Annotated in this window: 20 protein-coding genes; 13 read left to right on the forward strand and 7 right to left on the reverse strand. The window is 39.9% G+C overall.

The annotated features are described in order from the left end of the window. The coding region (locus AC1DSB_RS03745; protein ID WP_477585788.1) for a hypothetical protein at window positions 1–308 on the forward strand (308 nt) is incomplete at its 5' end. Between the two features lie 147 nt (window positions 309–455). Here AC1DSB_RS03745 and AC1DSB_RS03750 read toward each other — a convergent pair. Both AC1DSB_RS03750 and AC1DSB_RS03755 read right to left on the reverse strand, forming a co-directional pair. After that, on the reverse strand, window positions 456–1,799 hold the full coding sequence (locus AC1DSB_RS03750; protein ID WP_477531034.1) for a DNA cytosine methyltransferase: 1,344 nt from the start codon (window positions 1,797–1,799) through the stop codon (window positions 456–458). Window positions 1,800–1,955: 156 nt separating this feature from the next. After that, on the reverse strand, window positions 1,956–2,264 hold the full coding sequence (locus AC1DSB_RS03755) for a hypothetical protein (protein ID WP_477531035.1): 309 nt from the start codon (window positions 2,262–2,264) through the stop codon (window positions 1,956–1,958). 360 nt (window positions 2,265–2,624) lie between these two features. On the opposite strand from AC1DSB_RS03755, the gene AC1DSB_RS03760 reads away from it, so the two are divergent. From AC1DSB_RS03760 to AC1DSB_RS03775, 4 genes are all read left to right on the forward strand, one after another. Further along, window positions 2,625–3,029, forward strand: coding sequence for a GNAT family N-acetyltransferase (locus tag AC1DSB_RS03760; RefSeq protein ID WP_477531036.1), 405 nt, complete (start codon window positions 2,625–2,627; stop codon window positions 3,027–3,029). Between the two features lie 12 nt (window positions 3,030–3,041). Next, the gene (locus AC1DSB_RS03765) at window positions 3,042–3,311 is read left to right on the forward strand and encodes a hypothetical protein (RefSeq protein ID WP_477531037.1); all 270 of its coding nucleotides are present in this window, start codon (window positions 3,042–3,044) and stop codon (window positions 3,309–3,311) included. A 220-nt stretch (window positions 3,312–3,531) separates the two neighbouring features. Beyond that, complete coding sequence (locus AC1DSB_RS03770; protein ID WP_477585790.1) at window positions 3,532–4,437, forward strand: DUF4349 domain-containing protein; 906 nt, start codon at window positions 3,532–3,534, stop codon at window positions 4,435–4,437. Between the two features lie 18 nt (window positions 4,438–4,455). After that, window positions 4,456–5,034, forward strand: coding sequence for a hypothetical protein (locus AC1DSB_RS03775; protein ID WP_477531039.1), 579 nt, complete (start codon window positions 4,456–4,458; stop codon window positions 5,032–5,034). A 112-nt stretch (window positions 5,035–5,146) separates the two neighbouring features. Here AC1DSB_RS03775 and AC1DSB_RS03780 read toward each other — a convergent pair whose 3' ends face one another. Both AC1DSB_RS03780 and AC1DSB_RS03785 read right to left on the reverse strand, forming a co-directional pair. Continuing rightward, window positions 5,147–5,317, reverse strand: a complete 171-nt coding sequence (locus tag AC1DSB_RS03780) for a hypothetical protein (protein WP_016429834.1) — start codon at window positions 5,315–5,317, stop codon at window positions 5,147–5,149. Window positions 5,318–5,415: 98 nt separating this feature from the next. Further along, window positions 5,416–6,447 carry a serine hydrolase domain-containing protein gene (locus tag AC1DSB_RS03785; protein ID WP_477531040.1) on the reverse strand — a complete coding sequence of 344 codons (1,032 nt, stop codon included), beginning with the start codon at window positions 6,445–6,447 and terminating at the stop codon, window positions 5,416–5,418. A 275-nt stretch (window positions 6,448–6,722) separates the two neighbouring features. Here AC1DSB_RS03785 and AC1DSB_RS03790 point away from each other — a divergent pair, with 275 nt between their 5' ends. The 3 genes from AC1DSB_RS03790 to AC1DSB_RS03800 all read left to right on the forward strand — a co-directional run bounded on the left by AC1DSB_RS03790 (window position 6,723) and on the right by AC1DSB_RS03800 (window position 10,732). Then, entirely contained in the window at window positions 6,723–7,424 is a 702-nt protein-coding gene (locus tag AC1DSB_RS03790) for a YwaF family protein (RefSeq protein ID WP_477531041.1), read from the forward strand. Between the two features lie 260 nt (window positions 7,425–7,684). Next, window positions 7,685–8,128 carry a MarR family winged helix-turn-helix transcriptional regulator gene (locus tag AC1DSB_RS03795; protein WP_477531042.1) on the forward strand — a complete coding sequence of 148 codons (444 nt, stop codon included), beginning with the start codon at window positions 7,685–7,687 and terminating at the stop codon, window positions 8,126–8,128. 3 nt (window positions 8,129–8,131) lie between these two features. Next, window positions 8,132–10,732, forward strand: a complete 2,601-nt coding sequence (locus tag AC1DSB_RS03800; protein ID WP_477585792.1) for an MMPL family transporter — start codon at window positions 8,132–8,134, stop codon at window positions 10,730–10,732. A 352-nt stretch (window positions 10,733–11,084) separates the two neighbouring features. Here AC1DSB_RS03800 and AC1DSB_RS03805 read toward each other — a convergent pair whose 3' ends face one another. Further along, window positions 11,085–11,456 (reverse strand): hypothetical protein, encoded by a 372-nt coding sequence (locus tag AC1DSB_RS03805; protein WP_342542680.1) that lies wholly within the window; start codon window positions 11,454–11,456, stop codon window positions 11,085–11,087. Window positions 11,457–11,608: 152 nt separating this feature from the next. Here AC1DSB_RS03805 and AC1DSB_RS03810 point away from each other — a divergent pair, with 152 nt between their 5' ends. The 3 genes from AC1DSB_RS03810 (at window position 11,609) to AC1DSB_RS03820 (ending at window position 13,613) form a co-directional block, all read left to right on the forward strand. After that, the gene (locus AC1DSB_RS03810) at window positions 11,609–12,559 is read left to right on the forward strand and encodes a hypothetical protein (protein WP_477531044.1); all 951 of its coding nucleotides are present in this window, start codon (window positions 11,609–11,611) and stop codon (window positions 12,557–12,559) included. A gap of 65 nt (window positions 12,560–12,624) precedes the next feature. Then, window positions 12,625–13,125, forward strand: a complete 501-nt coding sequence (locus tag AC1DSB_RS03815) for a DinB family protein (protein WP_477531045.1) — start codon at window positions 12,625–12,627, stop codon at window positions 13,123–13,125. Window positions 13,126–13,277: 152 nt separating this feature from the next. Continuing rightward, window positions 13,278–13,613 (forward strand): L,D-transpeptidase, encoded by a 336-nt coding sequence (locus AC1DSB_RS03820; RefSeq protein ID WP_016429843.1) that lies wholly within the window; start codon window positions 13,278–13,280, stop codon window positions 13,611–13,613. A 61-nt stretch (window positions 13,614–13,674) separates the two neighbouring features. On the opposite strand, the gene AC1DSB_RS03825 is transcribed toward AC1DSB_RS03820, so the two are convergent. Together AC1DSB_RS03825 and AC1DSB_RS03830 are read right to left on the reverse strand one after the other, a co-directional pair. Further along, window positions 13,675–14,721, reverse strand: a complete 1,047-nt coding sequence (locus tag AC1DSB_RS03825; protein WP_477531046.1) for a DUF4097 family beta strand repeat-containing protein — start codon at window positions 14,719–14,721, stop codon at window positions 13,675–13,677. Continuing rightward, complete coding sequence (locus AC1DSB_RS03830) at window positions 14,696–15,037, reverse strand: PadR family transcriptional regulator (RefSeq protein WP_342542685.1); 342 nt, start codon at window positions 15,035–15,037, stop codon at window positions 14,696–14,698. The genes AC1DSB_RS03825 and AC1DSB_RS03830 overlap by 26 nt, the downstream gene beginning before the upstream one ends. A gap of 1,420 nt (window positions 15,038–16,457) precedes the next feature. Here AC1DSB_RS03830 and AC1DSB_RS03835 point away from each other — a divergent pair. Then, window positions 16,458–16,751, forward strand: a complete 294-nt coding sequence (locus AC1DSB_RS03835) for a helix-turn-helix domain-containing protein (RefSeq protein WP_369758251.1) — start codon at window positions 16,458–16,460, stop codon at window positions 16,749–16,751. A gap of 255 nt (window positions 16,752–17,006) precedes the next feature. Further along, on the forward strand, window positions 17,007–18,275 hold a 1,269-nt coding region (hutU, locus tag AC1DSB_RS03840), incomplete at its 3' end, for a urocanate hydratase (RefSeq protein ID WP_477585794.1).

Below are 18,275 nucleotides of genomic sequence, written 5' to 3' on the forward strand. Positions count from 1 at the left end.
CAGCTGCTCTATGGGATGGTGAACGTGTGGTTATTAATAAAGATAACAAGTATCTGCTAGCACACATTCGTAATTTATCAGAAGAAAGCGATATTAATTATGCAAAAGGCCTCTATCGCTATTCAATGTTATTTAGTGCCATTTCATCTAGAGCTTCATATCTAGAGGCACATCCCTCTGTTAATGAAACTGAATCAAATGACAAGTTTCTAAGTCTAGAAGAAACGGTGACTCAAGATACAAAGGCTGTTGCGCGTACCTTATTTGTAAATGAGAATTTAGCATTATCAATCCGTAAAGGCATGTAAACGAGCGGAAATGAAGAAAATTTCTAAAATCAAAGAAAATACAAAAAAGCCTAGTTCTTTGAACTAGGCTTTTTTCTTATATACACAAGCACCTCAATTGAGTAGTTATATGTAAAGCAAATTAGCCAGAAGATACTTACTTTATATTTAATTAATTTTATTCAGGACATCTACTATAGATAGGCCCACAGCTTTAGCTAGGTTTACAGGAACAGCATTACCAATTTGTTTATAAGCATTGGACATGGAACAATCAAAAGTCCATGTGTCCGGAAAACTCTGAATTCTAGCATACTCGCTAACAGTAAAAGGTCTCGTTTCATCAGGATGACATCTTTCAGTTTGCTTTTGTGCAGGTGAACAGGTTAATGTAAGTGATGGTTCATCCCATGAAAGTCTTCTGGCCATGCCAGTTCTTCCTCCTCCTGAGTAGTAACTTTTACCCATATAATCTTTGGCGATTTCTTGATCAATATCTCTCCAATATCCACCAGCAGGTACAAGATCTAAAACCTTCTTTTTAGATTCAGGATATTTAGCGCCAGCTGATTCTGGAACATTTTTTAAGATATCTCTTAACGTCAGTGTATATCCATATGGGTTTGGTAGTTGATAGGAAAGATCGTGCATTTTGGCAAGGTCATTTCTAATTCCGACAATTACAATTCTTTCTCTCTTTTGAGCTACATCATAATCTAGAGCTTTTAAAACTTTCCATTGAACTTTGTAGCCGATATCTGAGAAAACTTTTATCATAGTTGCTAAAGTTCTGCCATTATCATGATTAACAAGGCCTTTAACGTTCTCAGCTAAAAACATTTTGGGTAACATTTGCTCAAGAACTTTAGCATAGTAATAAAACATTGTTCCTCTTGCATCAGATAAACCCATCTTTTTGCCCGCATAACTAAATGTTTGGCAAGGAAATCCGCCTGATAACAAATCAACTTCACCGATGGGGGCATCAATAAAGTTTCTAATGCCCATCTCAGCTACCTCGATAATGTCTTTCTCAATTACATTCCAGTTTGGTCTATTAAACCTGAGGGTTTGACAAGCATACTTATCTAATTCAACTAAGCCTAATGTGTCAAAACCTGCCTCTTCAAGACCAAGAGCTAATCCACCTGCTCCAGCAAAAAGCTCAACAGCAGTATATTGTTTATTAGGTACTACATCCCTAATATCAACAAACTTATTACCCTCAAAGTCAGAAACATTTATAGATTCTTCGTCTTGTGAATGTTCTACTATATTTTCAATATCCTCTAAATCCATTGAATATTGTTCGTAATCTAATATTTCTTCTAGTTTAATATCTAGCACAGAACATAATTTAAGAACATTAGACTTAATAGGATTAAATTTTGAGGAGAGTAGCATAGATAGTTGGTTTTTACTTATCTCCAATTTATCAGCTAATTCTTGTTGGGTAGAAATGTCATTATTTTTCATATGCTCTCGTACTTTTTCTTTACTTATTGTATACATATCTTAACCCTCCCCGAAAGTTAAAGTATTTATTTAACTTGATAGGGTTATTGTAAATTAAATTGTACATTGGAGTCAACCAGCATTTACCTTAGAATTGAAGGGTAACAGGAGAATTAGGGTTGTATGAAAATACAAAGTTATTCTCACATCTTGTTATAACGTTTTATGATTTGTATCAAGGTATGTAGACTTAGTGAAGCTTAAGAAATATTTTAAAGCATTACTATACATTCTATTTCCTCGTAAATCTTTCTCCGAAAATTCTGGGACAGCTAAATATTTTATAGTTAAAGACTCTAGCAAGATGGGATCGTCAATATAATATAAACTTTTATTAACTAAATCATATTTCATTAAACCCTTGGAAATTGTACTAATCGCACTAGAGTATTTCCCTGTAGTACTTATAGAAAGATTAGTGTTTTTTAAAAGCCAATTAGTAAAATCAATTTTTTTTTGCATAATAACATCCTCTGTTTCAATTTTTAATTAGTAAATCTTGAGTGAAAAAATTAAGTGGATTTATTCAAATCATCACTTGAAATATATTTTTTTAGTACTAATAAGTCATCTTGAATAAAAAATTCGATGGAACTATTATTGTTAATACAAAGTAATGATCTTATTTCTAATGGCAAATTAATCCTTCCTACTACATCAACTTTTCTTGTTATAATTTTGTTATTAGATTCAGTGGATTTTTTAATCGTTTTTTTCTGAAATAGAATAATAATCACTCCCTAAAGTTATTATACATTTACAATAGGCAGGTGGCTGTCATAAATGTATAATTTTCCATAATATTAGAAGGGAGTTCTCAAAATGATCTATACAACATGTATTAAAGATATAACAAAAGATCAATTGAATGGATTTTTTGTTGGGTGGCCAAATCCGCCATCGTCTGAAGTCCATCTTAAATTACTGAAAAAAAGCTCACATGTGGTATTGGCAATTTATGAGAAATCCAATCAAGTCATCGGGTTCATCACAGCGAACAGTGATGATGTATTGTCTGCTTATATACCGTTTTTGGAAGTTTTGCCAGCTTATCAAGGACAAGGTATTGGTAAACAACTTGTCAAAGAAATGTTTAACGTATTGAGTGATATTTATATGATTGATCTGATGTGTGATGAAGACTTGATGGGATACTATGAAAAATTAGGAATGCAACAAGCACACGGAATGATACGAAGAAATTATTCAAAACAATCTGGTTTGTAAGGGGAGAACCTAATGGAGTTCGATACGTTGAAGTGGGTGCTATTAGGCATTTGCGCATTGTTGTTTGCGATTAAGTTCTATGTAAAACGAGAGTCACTTCTTTGGGGCCTGATTTTTTATGTAGGTGTGTTTGCATCAATGTCCTATTATGTATATTTCAATGACTGGGGACAGGGGTGGAAGATTGGGTTTTTGTTAATCGCATCATTTGTTTTCTGGCAACTTCTATTTAAAGAAATTGCTCAGTTCCGTCGTTTACGAACAGTCCGAACCCAAAAATGAATGAAGCAGGAATCGGCCGAAATTGCATCTTCGGCCGATTATTTTATTTAAAGAGAGTGTCGAGTCTTTAGTTACCCAAACGAACAACTACGTTAACTTTTAACCCCCATGTCCAGGACACATGGGGGTTTGTGATGTGTTTTAAAAAATAATTAGAAAATTGCAACATTTTTCCTGTCCATCGCGTCATAAATACTATAGAGATAGGGGGTAGTCGAAGATGAGGAAGAGGATTTTATTCATACTACTTTCCAGCTTGTTGGTTTTATTAGCTGCGTGTAGCGGGGGCGAGGAGAAAGCTGAAAGTTCCGAGGACAAAGCGCTTGCACCGCAGTCAGATTCCAATGAAGTAGCTACGGAAGAGTCTGAGGAATTAGCTAACAATTCAAGTTCAGGTGAAGCCAAGAAAACAGCACCTACTGTTGCAGTGGAAAGAATGATCATTCATAAGGCGATATTAAGTGTGAACGTCAAAGAATTGGATAAAGCACAAAGTAATATTCAGAAGAAAGTCGAGCAATATGGTGGATACATCGTGGAGTCTAACGTCTACCAAGAAGACGAACAAACGAGCGGCGGCAAAATGATTGTAAGGGTCCCAGAAGAGTACTTTGAAAAGTTTCTATTAGAAGCTGAAGGAGAAGCGGCAAAAGTGTTGGAACGCAATGTGACGGGTCAGGATGTCACAGAGCAATACGTGGACCTCGAATCACGAGTGAAATCAAAACGAGCGGTTGAAGAACGCTTACTGGATTTCATGAGCAAAGCACAAAAAACCGAAGACTTGCTGAAAATTTCTGCAGATTTAGCACAAGTTCAAGAAGAGATTGAAGTGATGGTCGGTAAGATGAAGTATCTTGAAAACCAGACGTCGTTCTCGACGATTGAAATCACAATGTATGAAAAGCGTGTGGTTGTTCCTGAGATAGATAGCAAAGAGTTAAATACATGGGAAAAAACAAAAAAACAATTCGAGACAAGCATGAATTCCTTACTTTCGGCATTCTCTGCATTGATTGTATTCTTCGTTGGTAACTTACCAGTTCTCGTTATTTTGACAGCCATTGGATTATTGGTCTATTTCGTCATTAAAAGAAGGCTTCGGAATGAACAGAAAAAGGTCTGAAGGTAAGGGGAGTAGTTCATGAGGAATAAGATTCTTGTGACAATGATGTTAGGTGTCGTTTTTAGTTTGATCAGCTTGTCCATCGTTCCGACAACCAGCTACGCATGTTCATGTGCTCAGCCTCCATCAGTAGAAGATGAGTTGGAACGCTCACAAGCCGTTTTTTCAGGTAAAGTACTTGAAGTGAAAGAACAAAAAAACTTTAAGGGGTATGTGAAGAAAAGAGTATTAATTGAGGTAGCAGAAACCTGGAAAGGTGTATCGGAGTCTCAAGTAATTATTACCACCGGAAGTGGTGGGGGTGATTGCGGCTATGAATTCCAGGTGGGTCAGGAATATTTAGTGTATGCGACTGAGTCTACGATGTATGGAGATAAAGCAGAGCTCGTAACAGTCATCTGTGATCGAACAACAGGGTTAAGTGCTGCACAGGAAGACTTGACCGTTCTCGGAGAAGGAAAAGAACCGACTGAACAAGTGGATTTAGTTGCAGAACAAGCGGGAATTGCCGAATCGAATGCAATGATTGCTGTTATTATTGCTGTCGGCATTGTTCTTTTAAGTTTCATCGTTTGGAAGAGGTTTAAGAAACGGTAATTCAACAAGAACCTCGTGAAAATCATACGCATATTAAAATGAACTTGGAAATTTTTCTATGCTTTATTTTTGATATAACACAGATGAAAAAAAGGGTTTTTGACCACAACTGTCAAAAACTCTTTTCCTTTTTCAACTGTATATCTTTTAACAGCGAGATGATTGCCTTGTTTTGTTCAACCTGCACGTCCGTATTGTTTTTGATGAGTCTAATCCATCGGACGACAAGGGCTCCAATGACAAGTAGGAATCCATACATAACCAACCACTCCAAATTATCCATTAGTCTACCTCCATCACTTAATTATGCAATCCCTAAAAATTGTTCCCAAAAAGACCGGAAGTCATTATTCATATTGGTTCACCTCGTTTTATCTTTGTCTAGTGGTTGGTCACTTTTGTCCATTCGTCTTCAATGGCCGCCATGATTTTATACGCACCAGACGACTTATTTGAACAAACCACAACAATGCGGGAATCATCCGGGTAATATGCCGAGTGAAAACTTACGCCTGGGTCATAGCCCATAACATGATACTTGGATACGATCTCGTCTTTTTTATTAATCCAAATCCCATAACCATAGTAGCTGCCTTCTTTTACTTGAACATGTGCCGTAAGCAGGTGATCAGTCATTTCCTTGCTAAGAATTTGATGATTCATAAGAGATTCCCAGAGAAGAGCCATATCGGTAACGGTGACATAGGCGCCGCCATCCGACCCACCTTTTGCAGGCAGTGAGTACATATTGGTTTTCCACGTTCCATCAGAATGATCGATGTATCCCCATGCCGTTCTCTCAGGTAGGGAGTCAAAAGAAAAGTAGCCCGAATCGACCATCTCAGCTTTTTTGAAAATGTATTCTTCCACATAGTCAGTGAAGGGAAATCCACTTGCCTGTTCCACAATCAACCCTAGCAAAATATAGCCGGAGTTATTGTAACTGAAACTCTCACCTGGTGGATTTTTCATCGGTTCATTTTGGAAAAGAGGAAGGAAATCCTTCAAGGTCCTGATATGGTACATTGGCGTTTTGATCCACAACTCCTCAAAATCATCCATGACTTCTTCGTCAAAATAATCAGGAACGCCCGATGTGTGGGTAAGCAAGTGATGGACAGTGACGTTGTCATCAAAATGAGGAAACTTTACATCCAGACAGTCTTTCAATTTGGAGTCGAAGGAAAGTTTTTTCTCCTCCACGAGTTTGCAGATGGCGATCGCGGTGAAGAGTTTGCATCCTGAAGCAATTCCATACCTGGTTCCAGACTGATTGTTTATTGCTTCTGCCCGATTGGCATATCCAAAGCTACGATCAATAAGAGCATTCTCGCTTTCTTTTACCAAAACGGTTCCAGAAAAATCATTTTCGCTTTGAAGGGAAACAATTCGATCCATAATCGTGTTTTTCATGTGAGATTCCTCCATTTCTTTAACTACCATTTACATTAAATTATTGCTAGTCTGCCACTCCTTAATCGCAAGGGAGCAAACAAGAATTAAGAGAGCCACCGATCTATATTTACCATGTTTCGTAAAAGTGAATGATGTATCTACTATTTATTATTCGCCAACCACCTAGTCTCTTCCTTTTTCTTTATAAGAAACTAACTAAAACGAGGGATTTCGAGGAATGGAAATGAATAGGTATGTATAGATGGGCAAGAAAAATGAAATGAGGAAACGCAATGTTGGAACAAGAGGGACCTGCATTTGTTATGTTTTCGACGGCACATCAGATCGTAATTGTGGGATTGGTTCTATTAATTGTTTTGTTATTTGCTTTCAAAAATAGATGGACGCTTCAACCTCGCAAAGCGCAACAAATAGAACGTCTTTTTGCCCTGTCCTTACTGGGCATGGATATCGCGTATTATATTTGGCTCTTTCAAACCGGAAGATGGAACTGGAGTAGTTCGTTGCCACTCGAATTGTGTAGCATCAGTTTAGCGTTGACCATGGTTCTGTTGTGGACCGGGAATAAGCATGTCTATGATTTTGTTTTCTATGCAGGAATAGGCGGTGCACTTCAAGCAATTTCAACACCAGTATTGGATTTAAGCTTCCCGCATTTCAGGTACTTCCACTTCTTTTTCACGCATTCGGGAATTGTCCTTGTAGCGCTATATTTTACATGGGTGAAAGGGTGCCGCCCTACTTTTAAAGGAATCCTCAAAACGATGCTCGCATTGAACGTATTGCTGCCAATCGTGTTTGTCATCAATGTTTTAGTTAACGGAAACTATATGTTTTTACGGACAAAACCACTGAACGGCAGTCTGCTTGATTACCTGGGACCATATCCATGGTACATCGTATCTCTTGAATTGGTGGCTTTCTTCATTTTCGTATGTTTATGGTTGGTTTTCAGAAAAAGGCGTTCAGGATAGGGGGAACTATTATTAAAAGCAAAAGAACAGGGACGCAATCGTCACGTGGTCAAGAATGGTGAGCGATCATCAGTTTATGCATAAGCCGAATCTCCTCGATATTGTTGAGGAGATTTTTTTATGTTCAATTGTAGATGAAAACAGCTGAATCCTCCTCTACGAAACTTATGTTCGCCATCATCTTTACCCCGCTCCAATATCATTGACTTTGCATAGTTTACCCCCTAAACTACTATTATTGGTTTAGGGGGTAAACTATTATGGATGAAAGAATAAAAGAAGCGGTATCACTCTTTGAAGAGGTACTCATATATGGGACTGAACGCGTCATTCGAAGTGTGGATGACCCAATATGGAAAGAATATTCACCTGAACAAATTCAAGTATTGAAACTGATTTACAAAGAAGGGGAAATAACATCAAGTCGACTCGCCATTTTGCAAGGCGTACATAAAAGCGCCATATCCAATCGTATAAAAAAACTGATGGAAAAAGAGTTGATTGACACAAAGCCTTCAGGAGATAAGCGAGAGAAGATTCTTGTGCTGACGAGTTTAGGGGAAGATGTCATCAATGAATCAGACCGAGTATTGCATGAATATATTGGAAAATTGATGTCCAATCAAGTGGATGATCGGGAAATTGACCAATTTTTAGTGACGTTCCGCAAGTTAAGAGAAATTTTGAAAATGAATGGAGTCTGACGAATGAAAACGATATTAAAATGGAAATGGCCAATCACCATCGGTTTACTCGCCATCACGATTCTCTTATTTATCATCGCCCCAAATTTGACGAAACAAGCGGAAGAAGCGGGCTCAATCCAGCTGTCTGGAGAGGCGTCGTCACAAAAAGCCGCCAAAATGTTGGCGGATGCAGGCGAAAGTGACCAAACGATTTCCGTTGTTGTGGAACTTGATAAAGCACTGAGGGATGTTGACCGTGAACAATTGGGCAATATGGCGAAGAAAATCTCAGCACTTTCAGAAACGGTGACCAGTGTCTTAAATCCCGTTGAAAGTGAAGAGCTCGAGAGTCAACTCGTTTCGGAAGATAAAAAAACAGTACTTATTCCCATTACAGTGGATGGGTCTGATGAAGAAGTTAATGAGGTTGCACAAGAAATTCGCGATTCGATCATTCCTTCAGACATGACAGCTTACGTGACAGGCGAAGCCATCATCAACAATGATGTTAATAAAAGTGCGCAAGAAGGCTTAAAGCGGACAGAGCTTATTACAGTTGTGTTGATTTTTGGTTTGTTGCTTGCTGTTTTCCGTTCGATTGTCACGCCATTCATTCCTTTGGTGGCAGTGGGTCTTACGTATTTATTGAGCCAATCACTTGTGGCATTTTTCATCGATTGGTTTGGTTTCCCGGTTTCTAACTATACCCAGATTTTCTTGGTGGCGATATTGTTCGGGATTGGAACGGACTACTGTATTTTACTGCTGAGCCGTTACAAGGAAGAATTATCTGCAGGTCACTCGGTAGAAGAAGCCATTGTAAACACCTACAAAACTGCCGGCCGTACGTTACTGATCAGTGGTCTTGCTGTATTTATTGGGTTCTTCGCGATAGGTTTTGCGGATTTCCCAATATTTAAWTCGGCCGTTGCCGTTGCGGTAGGGATAGCGGTTCTATTGCTCGTATTGTTTACGATTGTGCCAGTGTTTATGTTGGTATTGAAAGAAAAACTATTCTGGCCTTCGAAAAAATCGGCAGCGCACCACGACAGCGGCTTATGGGGATGGATGAGCAAGCTTTCCGTCAATCGCCCGGTTCTATCTATGCTGGTTGTCGCAATTATTACGGTTCCTTTGTTGCTGACATACGATAACTCCTTGTCATTTAACACAGTGGATGAAATCGGCAGTAACTATGAATCGGTTAAAGGCTTACGCGCCATAGAAAATGGCTTTGGCAAAGGGGACTCGTTGCCAGTTCAAGTCATTATTGAATCGGATGAGAAGCTAGCAAACGAAGAAATGATTCCGTATGTGGAGAGTTTAAGTCAACGCTTTGAACAAATCGAAGGTGTTGAGAAGATTAGAACAGTCACCCGACCTACTGGGGAAATGATCGAAGACTTATATGTCGATCATCAACTTGGTTTGATGGCGGATGGATTAACGGAAGCTCGCGAAGGACTCACTGAAATTGGAGCGGGTCTTGAGCAAATTCAAAGCGGATTGGCTGGAGCTGGCAATAGTGGTGGACTTGGAGAAGTTGCGGCAGGACTTGGTCAGCTAAACGACCAGTTGGCACTGACAACACAAGGGTTACAACAGACCGGTAATGTGCAACAAACAGTCGGTGCTTTGACGGCCATCAGTGGTCAACTTGGTCAAATTCAGCAAGGCCTTGCCGGAGCAAGTGGCGGCGGTAAAGGATTATCTAAGGTAACTGAGGGGCTTGCAGCTTCCAATAAGGGTCTAACACAAATTGCAGACGGACTTACGGAAGTCAGCGACATGATGAAGGCGATGAGTGAAAGTGATAGTGTGCGTGATACTGGACTGTATATTCCTGCAGGTACACTTGAAAGTGAAGAATTTTCTCAAGTATTGGACAGATATACATTCGCTGATGGCAAAGGGATAAAAATGGAAGTAGTCCTTTCGGATGACCCATATTCTCCTGAAGCCATTAAAACTGTGCAACGCTTGAAAGACGCAGTGGCATCAGAAGTAAAAGGAACACCGTTTGAAGATGCAAGCATTGCTTTTGGTGGTATATCGAGCGTAAATAGTGATTTAGCGGATATCTCTTCAAGCGATTTTTCAAGCACTGTCATGATTATGTTGATTAGTTTGTTTGTCGTCTTGACGATCTTATTCCGTTCCATGATCATGCCATTGTTCATGATCGGTTCGTTATTGCTGACGTACTTTACGTCAATTGCCATTGCTGAACTGATTTTCGAGAATCTACTTGGATATGACGGCATCAGCTGGGCTGTTCCATTCTTCGGTTTCGTCATGCTGATTGCACTTGGAGTCGATTATTCCATTTTCCTTCTCGACCGGTTCCGAGAAGAGGCGGAAAGTGGTTTGTCTGTTCGAGAAGCTATGCGTATTTCGATGGCCAAAATGGGAACGGTCATCATCACGRCAGCCATTATATTAGCAGGTACATTTGGTGCCATGATGCCTTCAGGGGTTCTGAGCCTGATGCAAATCGCGTCCATCGTGGTTATTGGATTATTGCTGTACGGTTTGATTGTCTTGCCATTACTCATACCGGCCATTACCGTATCGTTTGATCGTGGTGTATGGTGGCCGTTCGGCATTAAAAAGAAAAAATAGCTGTAAGAAAAGCCCTTCGAATTATTCTCGAAGGGCTTTTTGATTTACTATGACATTGTTTATCGTACATTTGCGCGAGCCGCATGTTCCGCATGAGCCAACAAGTATGAAAACCAAATACTTGTGTGTCTCACGCTTCAAAAGTGCTGCTCCTGCGGTTACTCGTCGCAAAGAATCGGTCCAAATCAAAACCTTTGGCCCGCTTCTTTCCTGCGGAATAACGGGCAGGCAAGAACCCGCAACGAGGACAAAGGAGCGAAGGCTAAGAACGCCACCTCGTGTGGCAACGCCTTCGTGACCAACATCCTGTTGGCCCGAGCCGATTCATTTCTCTATTTAAAAGAGAATAAATTTACAACCCAATCGGCAATTGAAAGAGCAGGAAATTGCCTGTCCATTGTTGACTTTCAATGAATACTTTTTCATTGCCCTTTTCAAACAAATAGCTGGAGCCGTTCTGTTCGACAAATTCCCATCCATTCTTTTTCATTCGCTGCTTGAGGGAATTAAGTGCCACATCGAGGGAATCATCCGTTACAAGCCAAACAAAGCCGTCTTGCTGTGCCACTTTAGAAAGCGGCAATTCCGATGAGACAGCAAGTTTTGCGACTTCCTGCTTGGTTTTATTAGAAAATGGAAGCTCGGGATAATGAAATTTAGTTGACAGAGCAGCATATACCGCAAGAAGGAACAGTATGACAAACAGAAGTATCCACTTTTTCATCTCAAAACCCATCCCATCCATCACGAAATTAATAGTTACTTATTAGACTCTAAAACCCACTCAAAAGTTCCAACATTTCACTAAATTACCAAACAAATTAACTGAAACTTCATCTTTGGAATTTCGTATAGTAGCTAAGGGAGTGATGGGCTATGTGGTCAACGTTTCAACAAAGACAATCGGAGCTAAAACTATTAATCAATGAACAAGAACGCTTGCAAAAGAAATTAGCTTCTCTTCAAACGGAAATCCTGGAACACACACACAAACGAAATGAACTCGAAAGTAAGCTGACAAAAGAACAACGGGATGTCGCAAAATTGGATGAGTTTTCATTTTCCAACGTGATGAGAAAGTGGAAAGGGACGCAGGAAGATGTCCGTGATCAAGAAATGGCTGAAGCAGCTTCAATAGAATTGAAGTGGAACGAAGCGGTGAAGGTGGTTCGAGACCTGGAAGTAGAATCAGCTATCATTCGTCAAGCATTAGCAGATGTACAGTTCCAAGACCTTCATGCGAACTGGCAACAGTTAATGATTGAAAAAGAGCGATGGTTGCGAGTCAATTCCCCGCAAGATAAAGCGGTGATGGAAGAACTGTATGACCGCAAAACAGTTGTCCAAACGATGCTTCGTGAAATCGAAGAAGCACGGGATGCAGGAAGTAGAGCAAATGTACTTTTATCCAAAGCAATTAGTCAGCTCGAATCTGCCCGCAACTATTCAACATGGGATACGTTTTTGGGTGGCGGAATGATTGTGACTGCGATGAAGCATAGTGCAATCGATGACTCAGAAGATATGATTCATAAAGCACAAATGGCTCTCCATCGCTTCAGAACGGAAGTCAAAGATGTGCAGGCACTTGAAGCCAATTCTTTTATCGTGGAACGCGGAGAGTTTATCAAAATGGCCGATTACTTTTTTGATGATATTTTCAGTGAGTGGACCATTCATTCACGAATATCCAGATCTCAAGGGAACTTGCAAAATACGGTAAAAGAAATCATGAAAGTCATGAACTCATTAGCCGGCAAAAAGCATGTATTGGATGCTGAACTGGTTGACATTGAAGAGAGAAGAAAACAATTAATCGAAGCGTAAGGAAGGTATTTTGACTATTGTCACGAAAGATACTTAAGAGGAAAGAAATCTTAAGGAGGAAAATTATGTATCATACAATTGATGAGTTTTTAACTGAATGGACTTACGAGAGTGACTCTACCCAACAAATACTGGACTTGTTTAACGATGATTCGTTAGGAACAAGAGTCAAAGAAGGAGAGCGTTCGTTAGGTTTCCTTGCTTGGCATACGATCGTTTCTATCAATGAAATGATGTCACGTGTCGGACTGAAGTTTGAAGCACCACATCACGATGCACCAATGCCGGAATCAGCAGCAGAAATTGCTGCTGGATACAAACAGGCGAACATGGCATTCAAAGAAGCCATTCGTTCACAATGGACGGATGCCAATCTTTCTGAAGAACACGACATGTATGGAGAAATGTGGACGAATGCTACTACACTGAACGTTATCGTTAAGCACCAAATCCACCACCGCGGCCAAATGACAATGTTGATGCGCCTGGCAGGACTGCCGATGATCGGAGTGTATGGTCCATCCCGTGAAGAATGGACATCCTATGGGGGCGACGTTCCAAAATAAGGTAAACAAAAGCAACTTCGAAAATGGAGTTGCTTTTTTGTATGCGAAAATCGATGTTCGCCTCATCTATTGAATGACTTTCCAACCTAACGTGGTCATAACCACTTGGCATGCCATATACCTAAAGTAAGTCAATTTTGGGAGATGGAATTATGGTGGTTTGGATTGATGTAAATGTAAGTAAACGCCAACTGAAACTTTACGATGCCAGTAGATTGCTGAAAACATATCCGATAGCAGTCGGGAAAATGTTAACACCTACACCAAGAGGAAATTATATTGTTGTGAACAAAGAGTATGACCCAGGTGGCCCATATGGGGTGTTATGGATGGGTTTATCTAAACCACATTACGGAATACACGGCACAAATAATCCCTCGTCCATTGGCAAGAAAGTTTCGCACGGGTGTATTCGGATGTATAACGATGACGTAACGGAGCTCTCATCCTTCGTGCCAATCGGAACAAATGTCTATATACATGCTTGAAGAAGAACAAAAAAAGCCCTCACAAGGGGCTTTTTTGATGTCTATATATGATTGATGGAAATTAAACGGGTACGTTTGCTTCTTTCTTAAAGACAGTTATTTTTCCGTTATCCGTAGAAAGTTGAACCGTATTCGTGCCACTTCCGAAAGTCGTGCGGGAATTCTTCTCCCCAAACACATCAATTTTTCCATGGTCAACCCTTGCACGAATCGAAACATCTGTCGGATTATTTTCAGTCGCAACCGATATGCTGCCATTGTCCGTTTCCAAATCAATCATGCGGTCAAGGCTCGTTGTTAAAAGTGAAATCTGTCCGTTATCCGTTCTTCCGGTAATATTTCCGTTCACATATTCCATGATGATTCGTCCGTTATCTGTTTCTGTGTGAACCTGTTCGGCATCTACATTCCGCATTTCAATTCTGCCATTGTCCGTCTCGGTAGTTAGTTTGTCGACTTGAACGTTATCGATTGCTATACGGCCATTATCTGTTTCAACGTCCAGAACCATTGCTGCAATTTCTTTTATTTCAATGCTTCCATTGTCAGAAGTTGCTTTCACTGTTTTTCCAAGAACTTTTATCGCTACAATGCCTCCATTATCTGTCTTCATGGAAATAGCTGTATATAGTTTTTTGGGGAGAGCCACATTGACCTTTACGCCTTTGAAGATCTGAAGAAATCCAAAGAATACAAATTTAGGGGCTTTTAGGTCAATCGATAATGTGTCTCCAATGACGTCTGCTGTTAATGCTAATTTTTCATGCGGGTTTACTAGCTCAATAGTGGTGACATCTGAATCAGATGGATATACATGTAAAGAGCCAATTTTGATGTTCATGGCAACTTTTGTGAAGTTATCATTCGTTATAAGAATCTTTTTCGCGTCTGTATTTGTATCAATTTTCTCGGGCACATAATTGGCAAGAAGCTCTTCAGCAATTTCTTTTGGAGAGCCAAGGGACGCGGCAATTTCGCTATCAGATTTACCATCTACACGTCCATCCGTAAAATACTCTTTAATATCCTGGAAAATATCGTTTCTTTCATCGGAAGGAAGTTTAGTCAAAGCCATTTCAAGTTCATTTAGAAATTGTTGTTCCGTCATCTTTTACACTCTCCTCAATTAAAGTATTCACGCCGTTTGTGAAGCTTTTCCATTCATTTAACTGTTCCTGTAAATATGTTCTGCCTAAATCGGTCAGTTTGTAATATTTACGGGAAGGACCTTCTGTAGACTCTTGTAAATAAGTAGTGAAATAACCTTCCTTGGTCAGACGTCGCAATAACGGATATACAGATCCCTCGGAAATTGAGATTTGGTCCGAGATTTTTTGTACAAGTTCATACCCATATCGATCTTTTTGATCCAATAACACAAGGACGCAAAGATTAAGTACGCCTTTCTTGAATTGAATATTCACCTTAAACCCCCTCCTTCCACTACTAGACAATATGCAGTACTGTTAAGAACAATATATCATGCAGTATTATTCTATGCAAGGTACTGAAAAATAATTATTTTTTTGTGAAAGGGTCTTTGAGATTTTTCAAAAGTTCTTGCTTATGAAGAGAGCAGACATGACAATGTACGTATATTCTTTACCTGTACCTAAAGTGTTTATGGGCACTTTTTATAGATGTTTGTGCGAATGATAAGTAATGGAAGAAGGGGGTTTCTTTATGCATGTATACGTTCTGACGAAGGACTCACTAGAAGCACAAGGAATAAAATGGATGATTTCTTCGCAGTTGCGAGATGTTTTTGTGGAATTGGGGGACTCAGTCACTACTCTACAAAAAGATATGGTTTCCAGGGAATTTGATATTTATATTATTGATATGGACTTATGGTCTGCCTCGGAAGAAAGTATCCTGCCTTCAGGAGCGAGGTGGCTAGGGGTATCCTCAGATCGAACGTTTCAAACTGCATACCGTGCACTTAAACATAAAGCGGAAGATTTATTGTTCCGTCCTTTCCAGCCCGAACATCTGATTAAGCATATCCAGCAAACGCGTTTTCGTGTGCGCAACGAAAAGAAAGGGATTCCTCAACTGGATGCATATCAAGAATCGAATTTTACATATGAAGATTTATTGTTGGCGAAAACGTACCCAAGGACTTCTGTACTCTTAAGTGCAATTGTTCCTGCGAGCCGGGAAGAGGGAACGCAATTGGTGAAATCGCTGGAAGAGTTCGCATTCCCCTCGCATTTTGAACTATTTCCGTTTACTGATTTTATTGTTGTTGTACACCGACTACCTGAACTTGAAAGCATGCAGGAAGCCTATCTGGCGTTTTATGCGTCTTGGAAACGCCAATCCAATACACTATTGTCCATTTACTTATACGAATCACCTGGCGACCAAGATATTCGTTCACTTTATCAAAAAATGCGTCGCTTCCAAGAACGTGTTTTTTATGATGGCTATGATATTTTATCCGTTGAAGCTGAAGATTTATCGTGGTGTGAAATGGATCCGTTTTTGTCTCCCATAGAGCAACGCATGTGGATTGAAATGCTAGGAAAACAGGACGTTAAAGCAATTCGTCAATGGTTGGAGCAAGATTTTCTAACCCTTGAAGCACCTTACCCGGATCCTGAAATGGTGCGAATCCGTTTGACTAGTGTTCTTGCGCAAATCAGAAGATATATGTCGGCCAATTCGATTCAAAATCCCCCCCTTGAAAAACAGTACCATCAACTATTTCAAGACATCATCCGCGAGCCGGTTATGTATCACATCATTCAAAGCTTTGGTGACTTCACAGCGGATTTGATGAAAGTAACAAGTTTAGTGGAATCAGGGACGTCTAATTTCTCAGATAGAGTAAGAATGATGATGGAATCAAATTATTGGGATTCGAATTGGAACTTGGCGGCTTGTGCAGATGCTTTGCAAATGAATAAAAGCACATTAAGTCGAAGGTTTTCGAAAAGTACAGGCAAGAATTTCAGGGAAACGCTACAAGAAATTCGCCTTGGAGAAGCAAAACGATTATTAAAAGAAACAAACGCAACTTTAGAAGAAGTATCGAGATTGGCGGGTTTCACACATCAATCTTATTTCAATGCGAAGTTCAGAGCATCAACTGGGAAAACCCCAACCCAGTATCGATTTAATTGGGGAAGATGAATCGAGTTTTTCGATTATAAATTAGTTTCTCTGGTTATATCATTAGTTGTCTATTTGGAGAAAAAAGTATTTTACAAGGCCGATTATCCAATCGGTCTTTTTTGTATGTAAAAATGATTGAAACGGGAATAAATTATAAAAATCTTTTCAAATCAAAGAAATAATTCAATAAAACATAAATAATAAACTAAATTATAAATAAATTATCAGAACTTTCACGATACAATGAAACTATTAATAAGGGGGCGAATGAAAATGAAAGCGAATACAACTGAACGAGTTATCCAATATAGAGGAACAGAATTGAACACGAAAGGCTGGCAACAAGAAGCCGCACTTCGTATGTTAAACAACAATTTACACCCAGACGTGGCAGAGCATCCTGAAGATTTAGTGGTATACGGAGGAATCGGTAAAGCTGCGCGTAACTGGGAAAGTTACGACGCTATTGTGCGCTCATTAAAAGAGTTGGAGAACGATGAAACCTTGCTGGTTCAATCCGGAAAACCGGTAGCGATTTTCAAAACTCATACAGATGCACCACGTGTGTTGATTGCCAATTCGAATATTGTGCCAGCGTACGCAAACTGGGAAACGTTCCATGAGCTAGATAAAAAAGGCTTGATGATGTACGGCCAAATGACAGCAGGTAGCTGGATTTATATCGGATCACAAGGGATTGTCCAAGGAACATATGAAACATTTGCTGAACTGGCAAAACAACATTTCGGAGAATCTTTGAAAGGTACCATTACATTGACAGCTGGTCTTGGTGGAATGGGCGGTGCTCAACCATTAGCAGTAACAATGGCTGGCGGAGTTTGTATCGGTATTGAAGTAGACGAGACGCGTATCGATCGACGTATTGAAACGCGCTATACTGACGTAAAAACAGATTCGTTGGATGAAGCAATCCGTTTAGCGGAAGAGGCAAAAGCGGAAGGAAAAGCGTTATCGATTGGGTTGCTTGGCAATGCCGCAGACGTCTTACCGGAAATGATCGCACGTGGCTTTATTCCGGATGTGTTAACGGATCAAACTTCTGCACATGATCCATTGAACGGCTATATCCCATCAAAAATGTCATTGGAAGAAGCAGCGAAGCTCCGTTCAGAAAACCCGACGGAGTACGTCAAGCTTTCTAAAGCATCGATGGCGAAGCATGTTTCTTCAATGGTAGAGATGATGGACAAAGGCGCCATTACATTTGATTACGGCAACAACATCCGTCAAGTGGCAAAAGATGAAGGGGTTGAACGTGCGTTTGACTTCCCAGGATTCGTTCCAGCTTACATTCGACCACAGTTCTGTGAAGGTAAAGGGCCATTCCGTTGGGTAGCACTTTCTGGTGACCCGGAAGATATCCGCAAAACAGACGAAGTGATTTTACGCGAATTTAGCTACAACAAGCATTTATGTAACTGGATTAAAATGGCTCAGGAGAAAATTCAGTTCCAAGGCCTTCCTTCACGCATTTGTTGGTTGGGATACGGCGAACGTGCACGTTTCGGGAAAATCATTAAC

Source organism: Paenisporosarcina sp. P4_E4_2 (assembly GCF_056401595.1).

Coding starts and splice junctions, on each gene's coding strand:
- AC1DSB_RS03750 (WP_477531034.1), bottom strand. CDS start 1,799: ATGTATACAATAAGTAAAGAAAAAGTACGAGAGCATATGAAAAATAAT.
- AC1DSB_RS03755 (WP_477531035.1), bottom strand. CDS start 2,264: ATGCAAAAAAAAATTGATTTTACTAATTGGCTTTTAAAAAACACTAAT.
- AC1DSB_RS03760 (WP_477531036.1), top strand. CDS start 2,625: ATGATCTATACAACATGTATTAAAGATATAACAAAAGATCAATTGAAT.
- AC1DSB_RS03765 (WP_477531037.1), top strand. CDS start 3,042: ATGGAGTTCGATACGTTGAAGTGGGTGCTATTAGGCATTTGCGCATTG.
- AC1DSB_RS03770 (WP_477585790.1), top strand. CDS start 3,532: ATGAGGAAGAGGATTTTATTCATACTACTTTCCAGCTTGTTGGTTTTA.
- AC1DSB_RS03775 (WP_477531039.1), top strand. CDS start 4,456: ATGAGGAATAAGATTCTTGTGACAATGATGTTAGGTGTCGTTTTTAGT.
- AC1DSB_RS03780 (WP_016429834.1), bottom strand. CDS start 5,317: ATGGATAATTTGGAGTGGTTGGTTATGTATGGATTCCTACTTGTCATT.
- AC1DSB_RS03785 (WP_477531040.1), bottom strand. CDS start 6,447: ATGAAAAACACGATTATGGATCGAATTGTTTCCCTTCAAAGCGAAAAT.
- AC1DSB_RS03790 (WP_477531041.1), top strand. CDS start 6,723: ATGTTGGAACAAGAGGGACCTGCATTTGTTATGTTTTCGACGGCACAT.
- AC1DSB_RS03795 (WP_477531042.1), top strand. CDS start 7,685: ATGGATGAAAGAATAAAAGAAGCGGTATCACTCTTTGAAGAGGTACTC.
- AC1DSB_RS03805 (WP_342542680.1), bottom strand. CDS start 11,456: ATGAAAAAGTGGATACTTCTGTTTGTCATACTGTTCCTTCTTGCGGTA.
- AC1DSB_RS03810 (WP_477531044.1), top strand. CDS start 11,609: ATGTGGTCAACGTTTCAACAAAGACAATCGGAGCTAAAACTATTAATC.
- AC1DSB_RS03815 (WP_477531045.1), top strand. CDS start 12,625: ATGTATCATACAATTGATGAGTTTTTAACTGAATGGACTTACGAGAGT.
- AC1DSB_RS03820 (WP_016429843.1), top strand. CDS start 13,278: ATGGTGGTTTGGATTGATGTAAATGTAAGTAAACGCCAACTGAAACTT.
- AC1DSB_RS03825 (WP_477531046.1), bottom strand. CDS start 14,721: ATGACGGAACAACAATTTCTAAATGAACTTGAAATGGCTTTGACTAAA.
- AC1DSB_RS03835 (WP_369758251.1), top strand. CDS start 16,458: ATGGAATCAAATTATTGGGATTCGAATTGGAACTTGGCGGCTTGTGCA.